This is a genomic window from Propionibacterium ruminifibrarum (assembly GCF_900289195.1).
Taxonomy (GTDB): domain Bacteria; phylum Actinomycetota; class Actinomycetes; order Propionibacteriales; family Propionibacteriaceae; genus Propionibacterium; species Propionibacterium ruminifibrarum.
This window is the reverse complement of sequence record NZ_OMOH01000003.1, coordinates 276,406-295,376: the sequence shown is the minus strand read 5'-3', so window position 1 is coordinate 295,376 and position 18,971 is coordinate 276,406. Positions and strand designations below refer to the sequence as shown.

General features: G+C 71.6%; 19 protein-coding genes. 13 read left to right on the top strand and 6 right to left on the bottom strand.

Going from position 1 to position 18,971, the window contains the following annotated elements; translation table 11 throughout:
- Nucleotides 1-60: 60 nt before the first annotated feature.
- From PROPJV5_RS05025 to PROPJV5_RS05015, 3 genes are read left to right on the top strand one after another with little or no spacing between them, the layout of a single operon-like run.
- A complete protein-coding gene (locus tag PROPJV5_RS05025; RefSeq protein ID WP_119715310.1) occupies nt 61-1,908 on the top strand; it encodes a VWA domain-containing protein in 1,848 nt (615 codons plus the stop codon).
- Nucleotides 1,909-1,913: 5 nt separating this feature from the next.
- Complete coding sequence (locus PROPJV5_RS05020) at nt 1,914-2,900, top strand: magnesium chelatase ATPase subunit I (RefSeq protein ID WP_119715238.1); 987 nt, start codon at nt 1,914-1,916, stop codon at nt 2,898-2,900.
- A 52-nt stretch (nt 2,901-2,952) separates the two neighbouring features.
- Nucleotides 2,953-3,231: a metal-sensitive transcriptional regulator gene (locus tag PROPJV5_RS05015; protein ID WP_119715237.1), complete on the top strand. Its 279-nt coding sequence runs from the start codon at nt 2,953-2,955 to the stop codon at nt 3,229-3,231.
- Here PROPJV5_RS05015 and PROPJV5_RS05010 read toward each other — a convergent pair.
- On the bottom strand, nt 3,220-4,857 hold the full coding sequence (locus PROPJV5_RS05010) for an FAD-dependent oxidoreductase (protein ID WP_119715236.1): 1,638 nt from the start codon (nt 4,855-4,857) through the stop codon (nt 3,220-3,222). The genes PROPJV5_RS05015 and PROPJV5_RS05010 overlap by 12 nt on opposite strands.
- Nucleotides 4,858-4,948: 91 nt before the next feature.
- On the opposite strand from PROPJV5_RS05010, the gene PROPJV5_RS05005 reads away from it, so the two are divergent.
- A complete protein-coding gene (locus PROPJV5_RS05005) occupies nt 4,949-5,128 on the top strand; it encodes a hypothetical protein (protein WP_119715235.1) in 180 nt (59 codons plus the stop codon).
- 12 nt (nt 5,129-5,140) lie between these two features.
- On the opposite strand, the gene PROPJV5_RS05000 is transcribed toward PROPJV5_RS05005, so the two are convergent.
- A complete protein-coding gene (locus tag PROPJV5_RS05000) occupies nt 5,141-5,686 on the bottom strand; it encodes a hypothetical protein (protein ID WP_147385353.1) in 546 nt (181 codons plus the stop codon).
- 253 nt (nt 5,687-5,939) lie between these two features.
- Here PROPJV5_RS05000 and typA point away from each other — a divergent pair, with 253 nt between their 5' ends.
- Entirely contained in the window at nt 5,940-7,817 is a 1,878-nt protein-coding gene (gene typA, locus PROPJV5_RS04995; RefSeq protein ID WP_119715233.1) for a translational GTPase TypA, read from the top strand.
- A gap of 82 nt (nt 7,818-7,899) precedes the next feature.
- Here typA and ygfZ read toward each other — a convergent pair whose 3' ends face one another.
- The 3 genes from ygfZ to PROPJV5_RS12520 are packed head-to-tail and all read right to left on the bottom strand — an operon-like array spanning nt 7,900 to nt 9,549.
- Nucleotides 7,900-8,865 carry a CAF17-like 4Fe-4S cluster assembly/insertion protein YgfZ gene (gene ygfZ, locus PROPJV5_RS04990; RefSeq protein WP_119715232.1) on the bottom strand — a complete coding sequence of 322 codons (966 nt, stop codon included), beginning with the start codon at nt 8,863-8,865 and terminating at the stop codon, nt 7,900-7,902.
- An 18-nt stretch (nt 8,866-8,883) separates the two neighbouring features.
- Complete coding sequence (locus PROPJV5_RS04985; protein WP_119715231.1) at nt 8,884-9,387, bottom strand: heme-binding beta-barrel domain-containing protein; 504 nt, start codon at nt 9,385-9,387, stop codon at nt 8,884-8,886.
- 3 nt (nt 9,388-9,390) lie between these two features.
- Nucleotides 9,391-9,549: a hypothetical protein gene (locus tag PROPJV5_RS12520; protein ID WP_182858578.1), complete on the bottom strand. Its 159-nt coding sequence runs from the start codon at nt 9,547-9,549 to the stop codon at nt 9,391-9,393.
- 98 nt (nt 9,550-9,647) lie between these two features.
- Here PROPJV5_RS12520 and dtd point away from each other — a divergent pair, with 98 nt between their 5' ends.
- The 3 genes from dtd (at nt 9,648) to PROPJV5_RS04970 (ending at nt 12,276) form a co-directional block, all read left to right on the top strand.
- A complete protein-coding gene (gene dtd / locus PROPJV5_RS04980) occupies nt 9,648-10,079 on the top strand; it encodes a D-aminoacyl-tRNA deacylase (RefSeq protein ID WP_119715230.1) in 432 nt (143 codons plus the stop codon).
- 243 nt (nt 10,080-10,322) lie between these two features.
- Entirely contained in the window at nt 10,323-10,967 is a 645-nt protein-coding gene (locus PROPJV5_RS04975) for a winged helix-turn-helix transcriptional regulator (RefSeq protein ID WP_119715229.1), read from the top strand.
- A gap of 76 nt (nt 10,968-11,043) precedes the next feature.
- Nucleotides 11,044-12,276 (top strand): hypothetical protein, encoded by a 1,233-nt coding sequence (locus PROPJV5_RS04970; RefSeq protein WP_119715228.1) that lies wholly within the window; start codon nt 11,044-11,046, stop codon nt 12,274-12,276.
- 77 nt (nt 12,277-12,353) lie between these two features.
- Here the strand turns inward: PROPJV5_RS04970 and PROPJV5_RS04965 are convergent, their stop codons facing one another.
- Complete coding sequence (locus PROPJV5_RS04965) at nt 12,354-12,806, bottom strand: hypothetical protein (protein WP_119715227.1); 453 nt, start codon at nt 12,804-12,806, stop codon at nt 12,354-12,356.
- A gap of 512 nt (nt 12,807-13,318) precedes the next feature.
- Here PROPJV5_RS04965 and PROPJV5_RS04960 point away from each other — a divergent pair.
- The 5 genes from PROPJV5_RS04960 to PROPJV5_RS04940 all read left to right on the top strand — a co-directional run bounded on the left by PROPJV5_RS04960 (nt 13,319) and on the right by PROPJV5_RS04940 (nt 18,887).
- Entirely contained in the window at nt 13,319-13,960 is a 642-nt protein-coding gene (locus PROPJV5_RS04960; protein WP_147385352.1) for a hypothetical protein, read from the top strand.
- A 5-nt stretch (nt 13,961-13,965) separates the two neighbouring features.
- Nucleotides 13,966-14,559: a DUF3841 domain-containing protein gene (locus PROPJV5_RS04955; protein WP_119715309.1), complete on the top strand. Its 594-nt coding sequence runs from the start codon at nt 13,966-13,968 to the stop codon at nt 14,557-14,559.
- A gap of 433 nt (nt 14,560-14,992) precedes the next feature.
- The gene (gene mshD / locus PROPJV5_RS04950) at nt 14,993-15,820 is read left to right on the top strand and encodes a mycothiol synthase (protein ID WP_119715225.1); all 828 of its coding nucleotides are present in this window, start codon (nt 14,993-14,995) and stop codon (nt 15,818-15,820) included.
- The gene (locus PROPJV5_RS04945; RefSeq protein ID WP_119715224.1) at nt 15,817-17,985 is read left to right on the top strand and encodes an RNA degradosome polyphosphate kinase; all 2,169 of its coding nucleotides are present in this window, start codon (nt 15,817-15,819) and stop codon (nt 17,983-17,985) included. Before mshD ends, PROPJV5_RS04945 begins: the two co-directional genes overlap by 4 nt.
- A complete protein-coding gene (locus PROPJV5_RS04940) occupies nt 17,982-18,887 on the top strand; it encodes an NUDIX hydrolase (RefSeq protein ID WP_119715223.1) in 906 nt (301 codons plus the stop codon). The genes PROPJV5_RS04945 and PROPJV5_RS04940 overlap by 4 nt, the downstream gene beginning before the upstream one ends.
- Nucleotides 18,888-18,971: the final 84 nt, after the last annotated feature.

The window sequence follows — 18,971 nt, the reverse complement described above, 5'->3', positions numbered from 1 at the left end:
GCCGGGCCGCCCGCGGGGGCCCCGCTGTACCCGTTCACCGCCGTCGTCGGTCAGACGGCGATGCGGCACGCCCTCGAACTGGTGGCCGTCTCGCCCGGGATCGGCGGGGTGCTGCTGCGCGGCGAGAAGGGCACCGCGAAGTCGACGATCGTCCGCTCCCTGGCCGCCCTGCTGCCGTCGGGCCGGGTGCGCACCCTCGCGCTGGGCGCCACCGAGGACCGGGTGGTCGGCGGGCTCGACCTGGAGGCGACCCTGGCGGGCGGTGCGCCGCGGCTGATGCCCGGACTGCTGACCGAGGTCGATGGCGGCATCTGCTACGTCGACGAGGTGAACCTGCTCGACGACCACCTCGTCGACCTGCTGCTCGACGCGGCCGCCTCCGGCCTGCTGCGGGTCGAACGCGAGGGCCTGTCGGCGAGCCAGGAGACGGCGTTCTCGCTGGTGGGCTCGATGAACCCCGAGGAGGGGGCGCTCCGCCCGCAGCTGCTCGACCGCTTCGGCCTGTGCGTCGACGTGCGGGGCGAGACCGATCCCGGGGCCCGCGTCGAGGTGATCCGGCGGCGTCTGGACTTCGACGCCGACCCGGACGGTTTCCTCGCCCGGTGGGCGCCGCAGGAGGAGGCCCTCGCCGGGCGCCTGCGCGAGGCCCGCGCGCTGGCGCCCCGCGTCGGGCTGCCGAGTCCGGTGCGGGACATGATCGTCGACGTGTGCCGTCGGGCCGGGTGCGCCGGGCACCGCGCCGATGTCGTCATGGCCCGGGCGGCCCGGGCCGAGGCCGCCCTGGCCGCCCGCACCGAGGCCACGGCCGAGGACGTCGAAGCCGTCGCCGAGTTCGTTCTGGCCCACCGACGCCGCGCGGCACCGCCCACTCCCCCGGCACCGCAGAACCCGGACCGGCCCCACCAGGACGCCCCGGGCGAGCAGCGCGGCGAGCCCGAAACCGGCCCCGACCAGCAGCAGGACCATGGGGCCCGGGACAGCCCGCCCGGACCGGCCCCGGAGCGGACCGCCGAGATCGGCGAGACCTTCACCGTCCGCGACCTGCGGATCGGCCCCGACCAGGTCCCGCGCACCGGCTCGGGACGCCGCCAGGAGACGATCAGCGGCGACGGGCGCGGCCACTACGTCACGGCACGCCCCGGCCGGGACGCGCGCCGCCTGGCCCTCGACGCGACGCTGCGCGCCGCGGCCCCGCACCAGCGGGACCGGCGGGCCGGTCTCGGGCCCGGCGACCCGCGCCGCAACCTGGCCGTCATCGTCGAACCGGACGACTGGCGACAGGCGGTGCGCACCACTCAGGTCGGTTCGGCGGTGATCCTCGTCGTGGACGCCTCCGGTTCGATGGGCGCCCGCGGGCGCATGGTCGCCTCCAAGGGCGCCGTGCTGAGCCTGCTGCTCGACTCCTACGTCCGCCGCGACCAGGTGGCGCTCGTCACCTTCCGCGACACGGGGGCCGAGGTCCTCGTGCCACCCACCTCATCGGTGGAGCTGGCCGAGCAACGCCTGCGCCGGATGCCGGTGGGCGGGCGCACCCCGCTGTCGGCGGGGCTGCTCGCCGCCGACGGGCTGGCCGCCTCGCTGCGCGCGACGAACCCCGGCCAGCGGCAGATCGTCATCGTCGTCACCGACGGCCGCGCCAATGTGGGGCTCGACGGCCGGGTCAGCCGCGGCGCCCAGGACGAGACGATCACGGTGGCCGCCCGCCTCGCCGGCAACGGCTGCACCTGGCTGGTCGTCGACACCGAGCACACCGCCGGGCGTCGCACCCGGGCCGCCGCCGGCCTGGCCGCGGCCCTCGGGGCGCGCTGCCTGACCCTCGAGGAGCTGCGCGCCGACGAACTGGCCGGCCTGGCCCGCACCGCCCGCCGGGCCGCGACCCACCCGACATCACCACCGGCAAGGAGCTGAGGAGCATGGAACGACCCGTCTACCCGTTCGCCGCAATCGTCGGCCAGGACCAGATGCGCCTCGGGCTCATCCTGGCGGTCATCTGCCCCGAGCTCAGCGGCATCCTCATCCGCGGCGAGAAGGGCACCGCGAAGTCCACGGCCGTGCGCGGCCTGGCCGCCCTGCTGCCCGAGCGCGACGAGGTGGTCGGCAACCCCTACCACCTGTCCCCCGACGAGTTCGCGGTGTACGCCGACGGGCTCGGCCTGGACACGGCGGCGCCGCCGAGCGTCGAGCGACGCCGGGTGCAGATCGTCGACCTGCCGGTCGGCGCCACCGAGGACCGGGTCACGGGCAGCCTCGACGTCCAGGCCGCGCTCACCCAGGGCTCGCGCCGCTTCGAGCCGGGTCTGCTGGCCGCAGCGCACCGCGGCATCCTCTACGTGGACGAGGTGAACCTGCTCGACAACCACGTCGTCGACCTGCTGCTCGACTCGGCGGCGATGGGGGTGTCCACCGTCGAGCGGGAGGGCCTGTCGGTGACGCACCCGGCCAGGTTCTCCCTCGTCGGCACCATGAACCCCGAGGAGGGCGAGCTGCGCCCGCAGCTGCTCGACCGCTTCGGGCTGTGCGTCACCGTGTCCGCGGAGACCGACACCGCCTCCCGCATCGAGGTGATCCGCAGGCGCCTGGCCTACGAGGACGACCCGGTCGCCTTCGCGGCGTCCTGGCAGGCGGCCGGCGACGAGCTGGCCGCCCGGATCGACCGCGCCATGCGGCTGCTCCCCGGGGTGCGGGCCGACGACGACGCCCTGGGACGGGTGGCGGCCACCTGCATCGAGGCGGGCGTGGACGGCCACCGCGCCGACATCATGATGGTGCGGGCCGCCCGCGCGCTGGCCGCTTGGGACGGACGCACCCGGGTGAGCGACACGGACCTCGACCGCGCGGGCCGCCTCGTCCTGCCGCACCGCATGCGCAGGCTCCCCCTGGAAGGCATCGCACAGACCTGAGCCCGGATACCCTCCGGGGTATCCTTGGGTCATGCCGAGGGAAGGAGCCCCCATGACCGGGACGGTGCCGGCCGACGACCGAACCGATGACGAACTGGCGGGCGTGATCAGGCGCCTGCAGCGCGCCCAAGGCCAGCTCGGTGGGATCATCCGGATGATCGAGGACGGCCGCGACTGCAAGGACGTGGTCACCCAGATCGCCGCGGTGAGCAAGGCCGTGGACCGCGCCGGTTTCGCCGTCATCGCGGCCGGGCTGCGCCACTGCATCGCCGACCCGCAGTCCGGGCCCGACCCGGCCGAGATGGAGCGACTCTTCCTCTCACTGGCCTGAGGCGCGCGAGGCCGCCGAACCGCGCGACCACGTGGCCATGCCGCCGTCGAGGTTGCGGGCCCGGCGCCCGTGCTGGGCGAGGATGCGGCAGGCGAGGTAGCCGCGCAGGCCCACCGCGCAGTGCACGACGAGTTCGCCGTCGGGCAACTCGTCCAGCCGGTCGCGCAGCTCGTCCAGGGGGATGAGCAGCGAGCCGGGGATGGCCGCCCCGGCGTGCTCGGCGGGCGTGCGGACGTCCACCACGGTGGCGCCCGCGGCGACGGCCGCGTCGAGTTCGTGCCACTGCAGGGTCTCGGCCAGCCCGTCGCGCTGGTTCTCGTCGATGAAGCCGAGCATGTTCACCGGGTCCTTCGCCGAGGAGAACTGTGGCGCGTAGGCCAGTTCGAGGCGTCCCAGCGCGGCGGCCCGCAGGCCGCCGGCCATCGCCGTCGCGATGACGTCGAGGCGCTTGTCCACTCCCGACGCCCCGACGCCCTGGGCGCCGAGGATCGCATCCGTGTTGGCGTCGACGACGAGTTTGAGGTGCATCTGCTCGGCGCCCGGGTAGTAGCCGGCGTGGTCGGAGGGGTGGGTGTGGATGATGCGCAGTTTTCTGCCCGCCGCCCTGGCGCGCCGCTCGTTCCAGCCGGTGGCGGCCGCCTGGAGCCCGAAGACGCCGACGATGAAGCTGCCCAGCACCGGCCGGTCGGTGACGGGGCGGCCGGCGATCGCGTCCGCCACGCTGCGGCCCTGCAGATTGGCCGTCTGGGCGAGCGCGACCATCGCGCCGGAACCGTCGATCGCATCGGTCTTCTGCACCGCGTCGCCGACCGCCCAGATGCCGGGCACGCTGGTGGCGAAGTGGTCGTCGACGAGGATGCCGCCCTGCGGGCCGAGTTCGCAGCCGGCCCGGGCGGCCAGCTGCGAGTCGGGGCGTACGCCGACGGCCGCCACGACCAGGTCGGCCGGTGCCGTGGAACCGTCGTCGAGGACCGCCTGCGAGGGGCCGATCGAGGCGACGGTGCGGCCCAGCAGCAGGCGCACGCCATGGGCGCGCAGCCTCTCGTGCACGAGTTCGGCCATCTCCGGGTCGAGCGGGGCGAGCACCTGGTCCGCGCCCTCCACCAAGGTCACGGCCAGGCCGCGGCGCACGAGGTTCTCTGCGAGTTCGACGCCGATGAACCCGCCCCCGATCACCACGGCCGTCGAGGCCTCGCCTGCGGCGGCGACGATCGCGTCGGTGTCCTCGACGTTGCGTAGGCCGAGGGCCCGCTCGATGCCGGGGATCGGCGGGCGCACCGGGCGGGCGCCGGGGCTCAGCAGCAGCGCGTCGTAGAACAGTTCGACGGTCCGCCCCGTGTCGAGCTCGCGCACGGTGAGGCTCCGCGCGGCCGGGTCGATCCCGATCGCCTCGTGTCGGACGCGCACGTCGATGCCGAATCGGGCGGCCAGGGACTGAGGGGTCTGCAGCAGCAGGTCGGCCCGGTCCTCGATGACGCCGCCCACGTGGTAGGGCAGCCCGCAGTTGGCGAACGAGACGTTGCCACTGCGCTCGATGACGGTGATCTCGGCGCTCTCGTCGAGCCGGCGCAGCCTGGTCGCCGCCGACATGCCGCCTGCCACTCCGCCCACGATGATGATTCTCATGCCACTATCGTGTCACATACCCCCGGGGGTATACAATCGGGTGTGGCCGGGTGCCGGCCGTCCCTTCATGCCGAGACGTCGAGGAGTGCTCATGTGCCGACCCGTCACCTGCAAGACCTGCGGCAAGACCACCTGGGCCGGGTGCGGCCAGCACATCGCCCAGGTGAAGGCCCAGGTGCCGCCCGAGCGCTGGTGCGATGGCAGGCACACGGCCGAGGAGGCCGCGGCGGCCCGCAGGCCGGGGCTGCTGGGGCGGCTGCTCGGGCGCTGAGGATGGCACGGGTCACGGACCGGCGGGCGGCCGGGAGGGTCCGTTGCCGCCGGCCGGCCGTCCGGTGAGTTCCGGTTCCTCGCGCAGGAAGGCGGCGCAGACCCAGCTGCACACGAGCGAGAGGGTCATGAGGACCACCGCGGGCCCGATGAAGCGCTGGTCGCCATCGTCCCAGATGGTCTTCGTGGCCGCCACGACGAGGACCGCGCTGCCCAGGCCGGCCACGCCGAGGACGTTCACGAGCGCGGCGACCCAGGGCCTCTCCCGCTCGGTGCGCGAGGCCCCGAGACACCACAGAACGGCGACCGTCAGCGCGAGGACGACGGACAGCACCCGCGGCCAGCTGACGTCGTCGAAGCGGTTCATGCTGCGCCAACCGATGAGCCGTCCCTCGTAGGGCCAACTGACCTCGACCGACCACGGGCTGGCCAGGGCCGCGACGAACAGCACCGCACCGGCGCCCAGGAGAAGCCGACGAAGCGCCCGCCAGACCGTGTCGGCGAAGATGGTCACCCTCGCCCACCTCAGGCTGTCACGCGTCGTCCCGTCTCCGTCCACGGCCCAAGTCTAGGGGCGAGGCGGCCGCCAGTGCCTGCCCGCGGCCCTGCCGCAGCCCTGGAACCACTGGTCAGGGGGATGTCCGGCCCCGCACGCCCGCAGCACTGCCCCCTCGACCACGCCGGCCGCCCCCGACGGCGGCGACCGGGGGCCCGGCCCGCGCCAGAGTAGACTCACCGTTCGTGCGCCTGCACCGTGCAGGCACCTGCCGCCCGCGGACGGCAGGCCGTCACGTCCCCTCGGTTGGAGTTCCATGCCCGTTCGCCAGGATCTGCGAAACCTCGCCATCGTCGCCCACGTCGACCACGGCAAGACGACCCTCGTCGACGCCATGCTGTGGCAGTCCGGGGCCTTCCGCGAGGGCTCGGACGTGGAGAACCGGGTCATGGACTCCATGGACCTGGAGCGCGAGAAGGGCATCACGATCCTCGCCAAGAACACGGCGGTCAAGCACACCATGACCGACGGGCGTGAACTCACCCTCAACATCATCGACACCCCGGGCCACGCAGACTTCGGCGGCGAGGTCGAGCGCGGCTTGGAGATGGTCGACGGGGTCATCCTGCTCGTCGACGCCTCCGAGGGCCCGCTCCCCCAGACCCGTTTCGTCCTGCGCAAGGCGCTGGACAAGAAGCTGCCGATCATCCTGGTCGTCAACAAGGTCGACCGTCCCGACGCCCGCATCGACGAGGTCGTCGACGAGACCTACGAGCTGTTCATGGATCTCCTAGACGACGAGGACGCCGGCGGCCTCGACTTCCCGATCGTCTACTGCGCCGCGAAGGCGGGCCGCGCCAGCCTCACCAAGCCGGCCGACGGCGAGCTGCCCGACTCGCGCGACCTGCAGCCCCTGTTCGACCTCATCGAGTCCTCGATCCCGGCCCCCGCCCACACCGAGGGCGCCCCGCTGCAGGCACACGTCACGAACCTCGACTCCTCGCCCTACCTCGGCCGGCTCGCCCTGTGCCGGGTCGTCGAGGGCACCGTCCGGCGCGGCCAGAACGTCGCGTGGTGCCGCCGCGACGGCTCGGTGCAGACCGTGCGGCTGTCCGAGCTGCTCATGACCGAGGCCCTCGACCGGGTGAGCGTCGAGGAAGCCGGCCCCGGCGACATCATCGCGATCGCCGGCATCCCGGAGATCACCATCGGCGAGACGATCTGCGATCCGGCCGACCCCCGCCCGCTGCCACTCATCCACGTCGACGAGCCCAGCCTGTCGATGACGATCGGCATCAACACCTCGCCGCTGTCCGGCCGATCCGGCACGCAGCTGACCGCGCGCCTGGTCAAGAGCCGTCTCGACGCCGAGCTCATCGGCAATGTCTCGGTCCGGGTGCTGGGCACCGACCGCCCCGACACCTGGGAGGTGCAGGGCCGCGGCGAGCTGCAGCTGGCCGTACTGGTGGAGATGATGCGCCGCGAGGGCTTCGAGCTGACCGTCGGCAAGCCGGAGGTCGTCACCCGCCGCGACGAGAACGGCACCCTGCTGGAGCCCACCGACCGGCTCACCATCGACGTTCCCGAGGAGTTCCTGGGCACCGTCACCGAGATGATGGGGACCCGCAAGGGCACCATGGACCAGATGATCAACCACGGCTCGGGCTGGGTGCGCATGGAGTACGTCGTGCCCTCGCGCGGCCTCATCGGCTTCCGCACCGAGTTCCTCACCGCGACCCGGGGCACCGGCATCATGAACCACGTCTCCGAGGGCTTCACGCCCTGGGTCGGCGAGATGCGCAACCGGCCCACCGGCTCCCTGGTGGCCGACCGGCAGGGCACCGTGTCGAGCTACGCGCTGTTCAACCTTCAGGAGCGCGGCGAGCTCTTCATCGCCCCCGGCGACGAGGTCTACGAGGGCATGGTCGTCGGCGAGAACTCCCGCCCCGACGAGATGGACGTCAACCCGACCAAGGAGAAGCACCTCACGAACGTGCGGTCCTCCACCGGTGACGAACTCGAACGCCTCATCCCCCCGCGCCGTATGAGCCTGGAGCAGTCACTCGAGTTCTGCGCCGCGGACGAGTGCCTCGAGGTCACCCCCGACGCCGTCCGGGTGCGCAAGGTGATCCTGGACGCCCGCGACCGGGCCAAGGTGCGCATCAAGAACCGCAGCCAGAACGCGAACGCCTGAGCCCCGCAGCGGTCTTCGAAGGGTCGGGCGGCCCGGGGCGACCGGCCGATCGGTGCCCCGCCGGGGCCGGGGCGGACTCGTTTCAGATGAGTCGCCGGCGCAGTCCGGCCGGGGCCTTCACGTGCAGGCCCACGTCGGGGTCGACGAGCACCTCCTGGGAGGCGTCCACGCCGTCGGCGACGAGCTGGGCGTCGACGGGGACGGTGCGCTTGACCAGGCCGAGCCCGACCGGACCGTCCTGCCAGTGCTGGGCGCTGGCGCCGATGAAACCGACCGGCGCGCCGTCGAGCAGCAGCTCGGCGCCGACGGCGGGCAACTGGGAGCGCATGCCGTCGAGCTGCAGGCGCACCATGCGGCGCGGCGGGTGCCCGACGTTGTGGACGCGGGCGACCGTCTCCTGGCCGCAGTAGCAGCCCTTGTCGAGGGCCGTCGCGTACAGGCCGAGCTCGTTGGGCAGGGTCCGTTCGTCGGTGTCGACGCCGATCCTCGGGACGCCGGCGGCGATGCGCAGCGCCTCCCACGCCCAGGTGCCGGCCGCCCGCTCGTCCTCGTCGTCGATCCCGGTGGCGGCGATGCGGACGAAGCCGTCGCCGAAGGGAGCGGCGAGGTCGGGGGCGAGCCCGGCCGGGACGTCCCCGGCGCGGTGACCCGCCCAGAAGACGTGGGCGTCCGGGTGGCGTTCGACGACGACCTTGGTGCGGAAGACCATCGACTCGAGGAAGTCGCCCAGTGAGCCGCCGGAGCCGGCCTGGCCGAACATCCACACTCGTTCGCCGTCCTCGACGGCGTGCATGACGTGCGTGATGTGGCCGACGGGGCTGAGCACGAGCGCGTCGACGCCGGCGCCGGCCGACAGGCCGTTGAAGACGCCCGTGGTGAGCGAGTGCAGCCAGTCGTGGCGGGCCGGGCCGGCGACACTCACGACCTCGCGGCGGCCCAGCTCTACGACGGCCTCACCCTCCTCGATGGCTCGCTGCTCGGCGAGGGGACGGCCGCGGTGCCACAGCAGGCCCTCGTCGGGCCCCTCGGGAACGGTGACGGCGCTCATGGCATCCTCCTCAGGGGGTCACATCGTCCGGCGCTGCAGCCGGGCCCACATGTACGGCTGCAGCGAGACGTCCTTGGTGGCGCGGTCGAAGGTCCACAGCAGGTCGGACTCGACGTTGCCGTACAGGCGCTGGCCCCCGGTGTACTCCAGGGCGGCGTTCTTGGTGCGGGCCACGACATCGGTGACGAGTTCGATCTTGGCGCCGTCGATGCGGCCGTTCCAGACCTCGCTCCAGCCGTCCGGGTGGGACAGGACGACCTCGACGCCGCCGTCGGCCTGGGGGCGCCAGAAGCCGGTCTCCATGCTCAGCGGCGCGATCGGCGTGCCGTTCTCGTCCGCGACGTAGGTCTGCGAGATGTAGTGCAGGTACGGCTCGCCGTTCGTGGCGAACTCGACCTGTTGACCGAACTCGAAGTCGCCCCGGTCCGGCCAGCTGCCGTGGCCGTTGCCGGCCCAGCGGCCGATGAGCCAGGCCAGCGGCATGAGTGCCGGGTTGAGGTCCTCGGGGATCTGGAAGGCCATGTGTCAGCGTCTCCTGTCGGTGCGGTTGCCCGGGCGGGGTCGGCGCAGGTCGCGCGCCTCGCGGCGACGCAACCAGCGCACCACGGCGCTCAGCAGTGCGATGGCGGCGGCTGCCACGACGGCCACCGCGAGAAGCTGGAGGATCACATCGAGCATCGCCACGTGGGCAAGTCTAGGTCGCCGCGACCAGTCCCCCCGGGTTGCCCGACCGGCCCTGGCGGGCATGGCCGCGCACCGCGGCATCGTGGGAGCATGGGGGCATGCGAGTCGTCCTGCAACGTGCCCTGTCCGCCTCGGTGAGCGTCGACGACGAGGTCGTCGGGGCCCTGCCCCGGCCGGGCCTGGTGGCGCTGGTCGGCGTCACGCACGAGGACACCGCCGCCACCGCCGCGGCGATGGCCGCCAAGACCCTCTCCCTGCGCATCCTGGACGGCGAGCGCTCCGCATCCGACCTCGACGCGCCCGTGCTCGTGGTGAGCCAGTTCACGCTCTACGCCAATACGCGCAAGGGCCGCCGCCCCAGCTGGAGCGCGGCGGCGCCCGGCCCGGTCAGCGAGCCGATCGTCCAGGCCTACGTGGACGCGCTGCGCGAGGCCGGCGCCCATGTCGAGACCGGCCGGTTCGGCGCCCACATGCAGGTCTCGCTCGTCAATGACGGCCCGGTGACGATCCTGCTCGACAGCGACGGCTGACCGCCGCCGGTTCCCCCGGCGGCCTGACCTGCCGCACCACCGGCCGGCCGCCGGTCGGACCGGTCGCGCACGGCATCGGATTCTGGGCGGGCCCGGCGGCGCGGATCCGGGGCTCAACTATCCTGAGCCCGGACGCGTTCGTCCCCGGGCGGGCCCGGTGACCGGGCGGCCGGTTCGGGACGACCCGGCGCATCGGCCGCCGTCGGGGCGGCCGCTCAAGACGGTCCGAGACGGGAGGCAGGCATGGCCCACGCGCTGTTCGTCTGCCCGGCCGGTCTCATCCCGCCGGAGAACCTCGCCCTGCTCCAGTACGAGCTCATCGCCGTGGCCAACGGCGCCGAGGCCCTCAACAACCTCGAGTTCGCCGACGCCGTCATCGTCGACGCCCGGGCCGAACTCGACGCGGCCAGGACCTCGTGCCAGGTGCTCACCGCAGCGAGCGGGGACAAACCGGTGCTGCTGCTCATCGGCCCCGAGTCCCTGCCGGCCCTCTCCCCCGAGTGGGGCGTCGACGACTTCATCCTCGAGGGCGCCCGGCCCGCCGAATGGGAGGCACGTCTGCGCCTGCTCATCGCCCCGCACGAGCACGAGACGCTGTCGAGCGGCGCCATCGAGATCGACGAGTCGGCCTACACGGCCGCCGTCGGCGGCGAGCAGCTCGACCTGACGTACACCGAGTTCGAGCTGCTGAAGTTCCTCGTCGCGCACCCGGGCCTGGTGCTCAGCCGCGAGGAACTGCTGAAGAACGTCTGGGGTTACGACTACTACGGCGGCACCCGCACCGTCGACGTGCACGTGCGGCGGCTGCGCGCCAAGCTCGGCACCGAGCACGACCAGTGCATCAGCACGGTGCGCAACGTCGGCTACCGCTTCGACCCCCGCGCCTGAGGCCTGCCGGGCCGAGGCCGGTCCGCCCATCGTTCCCGTGCCGGTCCCGCCCCGCGCGAGCGACCATACTGGGGCCATGCACGACATTGCGCTGACCCCGGCGGCACGGGCGAGCCTCGAGACGATGCATCGTCGTATCGTCCAGCTGGGGCTGCTCGAGGACGTGCCCGAACGGGTCGGCTGGATCAGCGCCGAGGCCGGCACGTGCACCGGCAGCGTGCTCACGGACGAGGAGGAGCTGCGCGGCGGGCCGCTGCGCTACCAGACCCACTCGGCGGTGGGCGCCGCGTCACTGCCCGACGGCTACTACACGATCCGCATCAGCCGCAGGGGCCTGCACATCCAGCAGTGGGACGCCGAGGACCACCTGCGCCGCGCCCTCCAGGCCGCCCGCGAGGCGGGCAGGGGCCGCTACGCGGTCGGTTTCGTGCCGTCGGTCGACGGGGACGCGGCGCACCCCCTGGGCGACGGCTTCCGGGACATGCCGGTCGAGTCGATCGTTCACCTGCGCAGGCTGCGTTCCCTGGCCGCCGACCCGCCGCGGGTCTTCGTCATCGAGGTGAGGATGCTGCGCACCCGCCTCACCGCCGACAAACCGGTCGGTGACCTGCCGCTGAGCGTCGACGCCGGCCTGCGCGCCCTCTACGAGCAGGAGTTCACCGGGGTCGACGCGGTGCGACGCGACCGCGGCGCCTTCTACGCGGCCTCGGGCCTCGAACCGCTGGGCGCGGCCCGTTTCGACGACCGCTGGCCCCTCCTGACGCGCAACACCTGGCCGGCCGGCCCGGAGCTGTGGAGGCTGTTCGGCACCCAGGACGGCACGACCCTCGTCATGTCCGAGGGCCTGGCAGACCCCAAGCCCCACGACGGCCTGCGCGTCGAACTGTTCGCCGAGGCCGACGCGCGGATCGCGCCGGGGCCCGAGCTCGAGGACTACTGGATCTTCCACACCCTGCGCCGGGTGGCCAATTTCGCGATCAACGGCGGGCTCGTCTACGAACGCATCACCCGCAGGGGCTTCTTCGTCATGCAGCTGACCGACGGCCCCGACCAGCTGCGCGGGCCCGACGGCCGGGTCAACGTGCTGCTCGGCGCGCCCTCCGGGTGGATCGGCACCGAACAGGTCTGGGGTGCCCTGGAAATCGCCCTGGTCAGCGTCACCCTCATCGACCCGCAGCTGGCTGCCGGGCTGCAGGCCGCGGAGACCCGCGAGACGGCCTGGGCCGGGCTGCTCGAGGCCGGGCACCCGTCGCTGGGGCACAACGCGCTGCGGGTGAGCGGGCAGGCGCCACGACCGGCGCGAGGCTGACCCGCCGCAGCAGCCCCCGACGGTCCGGTCCGGCAGAGCACGGCCGCGTGGCGCGCGCCAGCCGCACCAGGGCCGGGTCAGCGGCGGAACCGCTCCCCCAGCGTCCTGACGCGTCCGCGGAGCGTGCCCCTGGCCTCGGCCAGTTCGGCGACCCGGTCCCACGGCAGGTACTCGCGCACGATCCGGCAGCGCCTGCGGTACTCGCGCTCGAGGGCGGCCGCTTCGGCGGCCTGCCTCACGAGATCGGGGTCCTGACCCAGCGCCTCGTTGATCCACAGCAGCGAACCGGCGTTCAGAATGCGGTTGTACGCCCTCCGCGCCGAGTGGTTCGGCGTGTTCCTGCTGTAGTCGCCCGAACCGGTGGTGGCCTGGGCGCGGAACCACCCCACCATGTGCTGCCGCTGTGAGGTGTACCAGGGCGTCCCCCGACGGTACTCGCCATCGACGAACCCGTCGTAGTCGTCCGAGATCGGCAGGTGCGCCGGGAGTCTGTTCAGCAGCCGCGCGAAGTCGAGCACGTCGAAGTCCATGGTGATCTCATTTCTCGCGTTCGCCGGGAACGCCGGCGCGATCTGATCCTCTCACCTGGGGCGGTGGGCACCGGGCCGGACCACTGTCCACTACCTGACACCGGGGCTCACCGATTCGGGCCGTTGCACCGGGCCCTGAGCGCCACGGGTTCAGCACGCCGCCGACCTTCGCCCGGCGCATAGGTGCAGTCGGCCCCACGATCTACCATGTTCTGCACTCTTCAACCAAGCTGGCGCCCGCCCCGAGCTCTTCTCCCAGGTTCCCCTCGTACCAGAACGACAATGAGTTCTGGACCTGGCCTTCACCACCCACAGCAAGGAAGACTCCCAACGAGGAACACTGGGATTGCCCGGCCCCAGGTCCTTTGATTTCACGAGGTATTTCTTCTTGCCGCTCCCGAAATGGCCATACCTCTGGGGCTACGAGAACTGCTGGTCTCAGGCGCCAGAGCCGAATCGTCAGTACCCGAGGCCACACTGGTCACAAGGAGCACATGCCCAGGAGGCCCGTGATGAGTACTGCCGCAAAACCAGTTGGTTTGCACGACGATCTCTGGTCGTCCCACACCGCGATGCCCGCTGACCTGGCTGTTCTGGACCTTCCCGATGGGGAACTGTTCTCCGGCGACCACGGCGAGGTCCTCGGCTATCGGATCGCCGACAAGACAGAGCCCCTCTGCGGCCTGTGGCTTCGCTGCGCGAAGCAGTTCCCCTCGACCGGGTTGTGGCCGATCCTCTCAAGGACCTCCTACAAGTGGGAGTCGGTGTCCTTCGGTGAGAGGCACTGGACACAACATTATTGGCGTGCCCCATACCGCACAGCGCGAAGCGCCTTCGACACCTGGTGTCTCCCCGACCGACTCGGGGACGACGAGAGCTGGACGGCCGACGACGAACGGGAAGCACTCCGTGACGCCTTCGGGTGGGAACCCCACTGGGAAGAGGCCGAGCCCTCACCGCAGCCCGAACATGCACTCCGGCTCCTGACAAGGCCTTATCAGATGGCTGTCATGCTTCTGCTGGTCGCCTGTCATCGCCCCTCACGAGTCCAGTCGATACTCGATTTCGGAGTGCCCAACGATTCCGCGACGCCGGGGATGCTCGCTGGGATTCTCCCGAGCTGGGAGCTGCGCTTCGGGGTGGTGCCGCTGTGACCATCATGGACTCCCCGATCACTCTGTGGACCCTGCAGCACCGCGACGTCTGGCAGCGACTCAAGACGGGTCAGAGCTACCGGGTGCCCGATGACTTGTGCTGGCCCTCGATCGAAGAAGATGAGGAATTGCGGGCCAAGCTGGTCGCCGCATACGACTGGATCGCTGATCGACTGGATCACAGGGATCCCCGCCCCACACCCCGCCTCCGATGGCCCGTCTGGGCCCACTGGTGCATCGGCAGCGACGGGCCGGTCCGGCCCGATCTCCGCCGATACCAGCAGTACGCCCCGGGAGTGATGCTCGAGCTGCGAGTCGACCCCCACCGGGTGCTCCTCACCGATGCCTCCGGGTGGGAGCGCGTGATCAACGACTCCTTCAACGGACGCGGGATGAACCGCTTCTGGAACGCCTGGGACAACAGCGCCGAGGGCACCACCGAGCGCGCGCGTCTCCAGCAGGCCAAACGCCACTCCTGGGCACGGTGCCTCGCAGTCAACCCCTCTCACCCGACACAGGGGGTGTTGTGGGAGATTCGCCCTGAGGACGTGGTCAGCCACTGCTTCTTCAAGGGGCATCCTGAACCGAAATGGCCCTAATTCCACACAGCCTGCCGCCGGGAAGGACTCCTGACCTCCGGCGGCCACTGGCCCGTAAGCCCCGGCATGAACGACCACTCCACGCCTGCGCAGGCTCCCGGACAACCATCTCGACGCCCATGGGTTTGGGCCATGCTTTTTCTGACGCGACGTGGCGATGTCGCGCCCTTGAACCCCAGAAACGGGCAACTTCCGTTGATTTAAGCATGGCTGCTGGCCGGTGCCCCGGCGTAGCGAGAAGCTCGAAAGTCTCGTAGCGGCGATCTGAGACCTAGGCTGGAGGGCATGAACATCGTCATCACGCCTCCGGCCATCCGCCTGTCCGAACCGGACGCCGACCTCGTTCGCGCGCTCGCCGCCGACGTGGCCTCGGCCGACGGCGTGGTGCCCCTCAACGAGTCGGCCCGGCTCTCACTGGGCGGCTCAGCCCCCCCTGCACAGTCACTGGCTGGCCCGCGAGCCGGGCCCCATCGGCAGTACCGACCGCGGCCTACTCGGCTACGCGCACTGGGACGGCCGGGAGCAGACCGTGCAGATCATGGTGGCCCCCGGCGCCCGGCGCCGGGGCATCGGGACCGCGCTGGCCCGGGCCGTCGTCGGTCACACCACCTTGTCGCGGGCGAAGGACCTGAACGCCCCGATCCCCGAGAACCTGACGTGGTGGGCGTTCGGGAACCTGCCGCCCGCCCAGGGGTTCGCCGCGAGCCTTGGGCTGCGCCCCGTCCGGGGCCTGCTCGTCATGAGCATGGAACTGCCCGGCGAGGCCAGTCATGACGCGCGGCTGCCCGGGGCCCTGACGCTGGACACCTACCGGGACGACGACCTGGACCGCCTGGTCGAGGTCAACCATGCCGCGTTCGAGCACCACCCGGAGCAGGGCGCCATGACGGCCGCGGACGCCCGGGCGCGGATGGGGCAGGACTGGTTCGACCCGGCCGGGCTGCTCGTCGCGCGCGACGGCTCCGGGCGGATCGCCGGCTTCCACTGGACCAAGGTCGAGACGGTCGGCGGCACGGTGCGCGGCGAGGTCTACGTCCTCGGCGTCCACCCCGACTGGGAGCACAAAGGGGTCGGCCGCGCATTGCTCGATGCCGGTATCCTGCACATGCAGAACCACGGTGCCCAGGCGATCGACCTCTACGTCGAGGCAGGCAACCCCAGGGTGGTGCACATGTACCAGTCCTCGGGCTTCCAGGTGATCTCCACGGATACCGCCTACGCGCGTGTGCCCGCCGGGGCAGACCAGGAGCAGAACCGATGAACGCCAGCCCAGAGATGACCGAACCGCCAGCGGACCAGCCGGCCGAGCTGCCGCCCGACCGCTACTCCGAACGCGAGCTGAGCTGGCTGGCCTTCAACAACCGCGTCCTCGACCTGGCCCGGGACGCCCGGCGCGTGCCGCTTCTCGAACGCGCCAAGTTCACGGCGATCTTCAGCTCCAACCTCGACGAGTTCTTCATGGTCCGCGTCGCCGGGCTCAAACGCCGTATCGACGCCGGCGTGGCCGTCCCCTCCGTCACGGGCATGCGTCCCCGCGAGCTCTACGACGCGATGCTCACCCGCATCCACGCGCTAGTCGACTCCCAGGCGGCGCTCTTCCGCGACGACATCCTCCCCGCCCTGGAGGCCGAGGGCATCGACCTGCTGCGCTGGAGCCAGCTGACCGACGATGAGAAGGCCCGGATGGACGAGCTGTTCACCGAGCGCATCTACCCGGTGCTCACGCCGCTGGCCGTCGACCCCTCGCACCCGTTCCCGTACATCTCGGGCCTGTCGCTGAACATCGGCGTGCTGCTGCGCAACCCGGCCAACGACGCCCGCCAGTTCTCCCGCATCAAGGTGCCGCGCATCCTCGACCGCCTCATCCGCCTGACACCCACGCGGTTCATCCCGCTCGAGGACGTCATCATCAACCACCTGTCCGAGCTGTTCACCGGCCGGCAGGTGACCAGTTCGTGCCTGTTCCGCATCACCCGCAACGAGGACGTGGAGGTCGAGGAGGACGACGCGGAGAACCTGCTGTTCGCCCTGGAGAAGGAGCTGCTGCGCAGCAAGGTCGGCCGTCCCCCGGTGCGTCTGGAGGTCGAGGAGACCGTCTCGGACGAGCTGCTCGACCTGCTCGTCAACGAACTGGACATCTCCGAGAAGGAGGTCTTCAAGCTGCCCGCCCCGCTGGACCTCACCGGCCTGTTCGACCTGGCCGACGTCGACCGCGAGGACCTGAAGTACCCGAACTTCCTGCCCAAGACGCACCCCGACTTGGCGCCGGTCGAGACGTCCAGCGAGGCCGACCTGTTCAAGGCGATCAAGCGTCACGACGTGCTGCTGCAGCACCCCTACGACTCCTTCGCGACGAGCGTCCAGCGATTCATCGAGCAGGCGGCCGCCGACCCTCAGGTGCTGGCGATCAAGCAGACGCTCTACCGCACCAGCGGCGACTCCCCCATCATCGACGCGCTCATCGAGGCCGCCGAGGCCGGCAAGCAGGTGCTCGCCCTGGTCGAGATCAAGGCCCGCTTCGACGAGCAGAACAACATCGCCTGGGCGCGCAAGCTGGAACGTCACGGCGTCCACGTCGTCTACGGCATGGTGGGGCTCAAGACCCACTGCAAGCTCATCCTCGTGGTGCGCGACGAACCCGACGGGCTGCGCCGCTACGCCCACATAGGCACCGGCAACTACAACCCGAAGACGGCACGCCAGTACGAGGACATGGGGCTGTTGACCTGCAACCCCATCGTCACCGACGACGTCTCGCGCCTGTTCAACCACCTGTCCGGCATGACGGCCGAGACCGAGTACCGCCGGCTGCTGGTGGCCCCCAACGGGGTGCGCAGCGGCATCATCGAGTCCATCGACCGCGAGATCGAGCACAAGCGCGCCGGCCGGCAGGCGCGCATCCGCATCAAGGTGAACTCGATCATCGACGAGCAGGTCATCGACGCCCTCTACCGGGCCTCCCAGGCCGGCGTCCCGGTCGACCTGTGGGTGCGCGGCATCTGCGGCATCCGCCCGGGCGTGCCGGGGCTGAGCGAGAACATCCGGGTCATCTCGGTGCTCGGCCGCTTCCTGGAGCACTCGCGCATCTTCTGGTTCGAGAACGACGGGAACCCGGCGGTGGGCATCGGCTCGGCCGACATGATGCACCGCAACCTCGACCGCCGCGTCGAGGCCATCGTCTCGATCACCAGCCAGCGGCACATCGACGAGATCGGTGAACTCTTCGACCTGGCCTTCGACGAGGGTACGGTCAGCTGGAAGCTCACCGACCGCCAGTGGACACCCGACACCCTCGACGCCGACGGCAACCCGAAACTCGACATCCAGGAGCATCTCATCGCCAAGACCGCGACCCGCCGCCAGACCACCCGGACCCCCCGCCGCACCTGGTACTTCCAGCGGCCCGGCGTCCTGCAGAACCGATGACCGGGGCACTGGAGGGCGAGCCCAGCATCTGGGCCGCCGGCGCCGTCGTCCTGCGCGTCAGGAACGGCCGCACGCAGGTGCTCATCGAGCACGTCCCGCGTTACGGCACCTGGGGGCTGCCCAAGGGCCACCAGGAGCCCGACGAGCCGCTCCCGGTGACCGCCGTGCGCGAGGTGGCTGAGGAGACCGGGGTGCGGGTCCGGTTGTCCCGGCCGCTGCCGCCGCTGGACTACATGGTGGGCCACGACCACAAACGGGTCCACTGGTGGCTCGGGGTCGCCGAGGACGAGACGGTCGCCCCCCACGACGACGAGGCCGACGAGGTGCTGTGGGCCACAGTCGGTGAGGCCGACGCGCTGCTCGCCCACGAGGACGAGCGGGCGCTGCTGGCCCGCGCCGTCGAGGTCCACGGGCAGGGCCCGTCCGGGGTGCTCGTCCTCACCCGCCACGCCAAGGCCAGCCCCCGCAAGGCCTGGAAGGGCGACGACTGGCTGCGTCCGCTGGCCCCGCGCGGCCGGCGCCAGGCCGCGCGGCTGCCCGCCCTGTTCGCCGCCTACGGCGTCAACCGGATCATCACGAGCACGTCGACGCGCTGCGCCCAGACCGTCGAACCCTACGCCGAGGACACCGGCCTGCCGCCCGAGCTCGTCGCCCTGCTGAGCGAGGAGGTGGCAGACGGGAACGGCGACCAGGTGTCCTCCTTCATGGCCGAGCTGCGCACGGGTGTCGGCGCAGACCCCGGCACCCGGCCCGTCGTGTGCGGGCACCGCCCGGTGCTGCCGGCCATGCAGGCCGGCCTGGGTCTCGGCAAGACCCCGATGCACCCCGGGCAGTCGCTCGTGCTGCACATCGGCCCCGACGGGCAGGTGCTCGACACCGAGTCGCACCTCGCCATCGGGTGAGCAGCTGCCGGGTGAGGGCCGGGGGCGCGACGTGCGCCGCCACGATCATTCCCCGAGGTTCTCACCGGCCGCGCAGGCCGCATA

What these genes read in the sequence shown, in the direction of transcription:
- PROPJV5_RS05025 (WP_119715310.1), top strand. Translation starts at nt 61, where the DNA reads ATGCGGCACGCCCTCGAACTGGTGGCCGTCTCGCCCGGGATCGGCGGG.
- PROPJV5_RS05020 (WP_119715238.1), top strand. Translation starts at nt 1,914, where the DNA reads ATGGAACGACCCGTCTACCCGTTCGCCGCAATCGTCGGCCAGGACCAG.
- PROPJV5_RS05015 (WP_119715237.1), top strand. Translation starts at nt 2,953, where the DNA reads ATGACCGGGACGGTGCCGGCCGACGACCGAACCGATGACGAACTGGCG.
- PROPJV5_RS05010 (WP_119715236.1), bottom strand. Translation starts at nt 4,857, where the DNA reads ATGAGAATCATCATCGTGGGCGGAGTGGCAGGCGGCATGTCGGCGGCG.
- PROPJV5_RS05005 (WP_119715235.1), top strand. Translation starts at nt 4,949, where the DNA reads ATGTGCCGACCCGTCACCTGCAAGACCTGCGGCAAGACCACCTGGGCC.
- typA (WP_119715233.1), top strand. Translation starts at nt 5,940, where the DNA reads ATGCCCGTTCGCCAGGATCTGCGAAACCTCGCCATCGTCGCCCACGTC.
- ygfZ (WP_119715232.1), bottom strand. Translation starts at nt 8,865, where the DNA reads ATGAGCGCCGTCACCGTTCCCGAGGGGCCCGACGAGGGCCTGCTGTGG.
- PROPJV5_RS04985 (WP_119715231.1), bottom strand. Translation starts at nt 9,387, where the DNA reads ATGGCCTTCCAGATCCCCGAGGACCTCAACCCGGCACTCATGCCGCTG.
- dtd (WP_119715230.1), top strand. Translation starts at nt 9,648, where the DNA reads ATGCGAGTCGTCCTGCAACGTGCCCTGTCCGCCTCGGTGAGCGTCGAC.
- PROPJV5_RS04975 (WP_119715229.1), top strand. Translation starts at nt 10,323, where the DNA reads ATGGCCCACGCGCTGTTCGTCTGCCCGGCCGGTCTCATCCCGCCGGAG.
- PROPJV5_RS04970 (WP_119715228.1), top strand. Translation starts at nt 11,044, where the DNA reads ATGCACGACATTGCGCTGACCCCGGCGGCACGGGCGAGCCTCGAGACG.
- PROPJV5_RS04965 (WP_119715227.1), bottom strand. Translation starts at nt 12,806, where the DNA reads ATGGACTTCGACGTGCTCGACTTCGCGCGGCTGCTGAACAGACTCCCG.
- PROPJV5_RS04960 (WP_147385352.1), top strand. Translation starts at nt 13,319, where the DNA reads ATGAGTACTGCCGCAAAACCAGTTGGTTTGCACGACGATCTCTGGTCG.
- PROPJV5_RS04955 (WP_119715309.1), top strand. Translation starts at nt 13,966, where the DNA reads ATGGACTCCCCGATCACTCTGTGGACCCTGCAGCACCGCGACGTCTGG.
- PROPJV5_RS04945 (WP_119715224.1), top strand. Translation starts at nt 15,817, where the DNA reads ATGAACGCCAGCCCAGAGATGACCGAACCGCCAGCGGACCAGCCGGCC.
- PROPJV5_RS04940 (WP_119715223.1), top strand. Translation starts at nt 17,982, where the DNA reads ATGACCGGGGCACTGGAGGGCGAGCCCAGCATCTGGGCCGCCGGCGCC.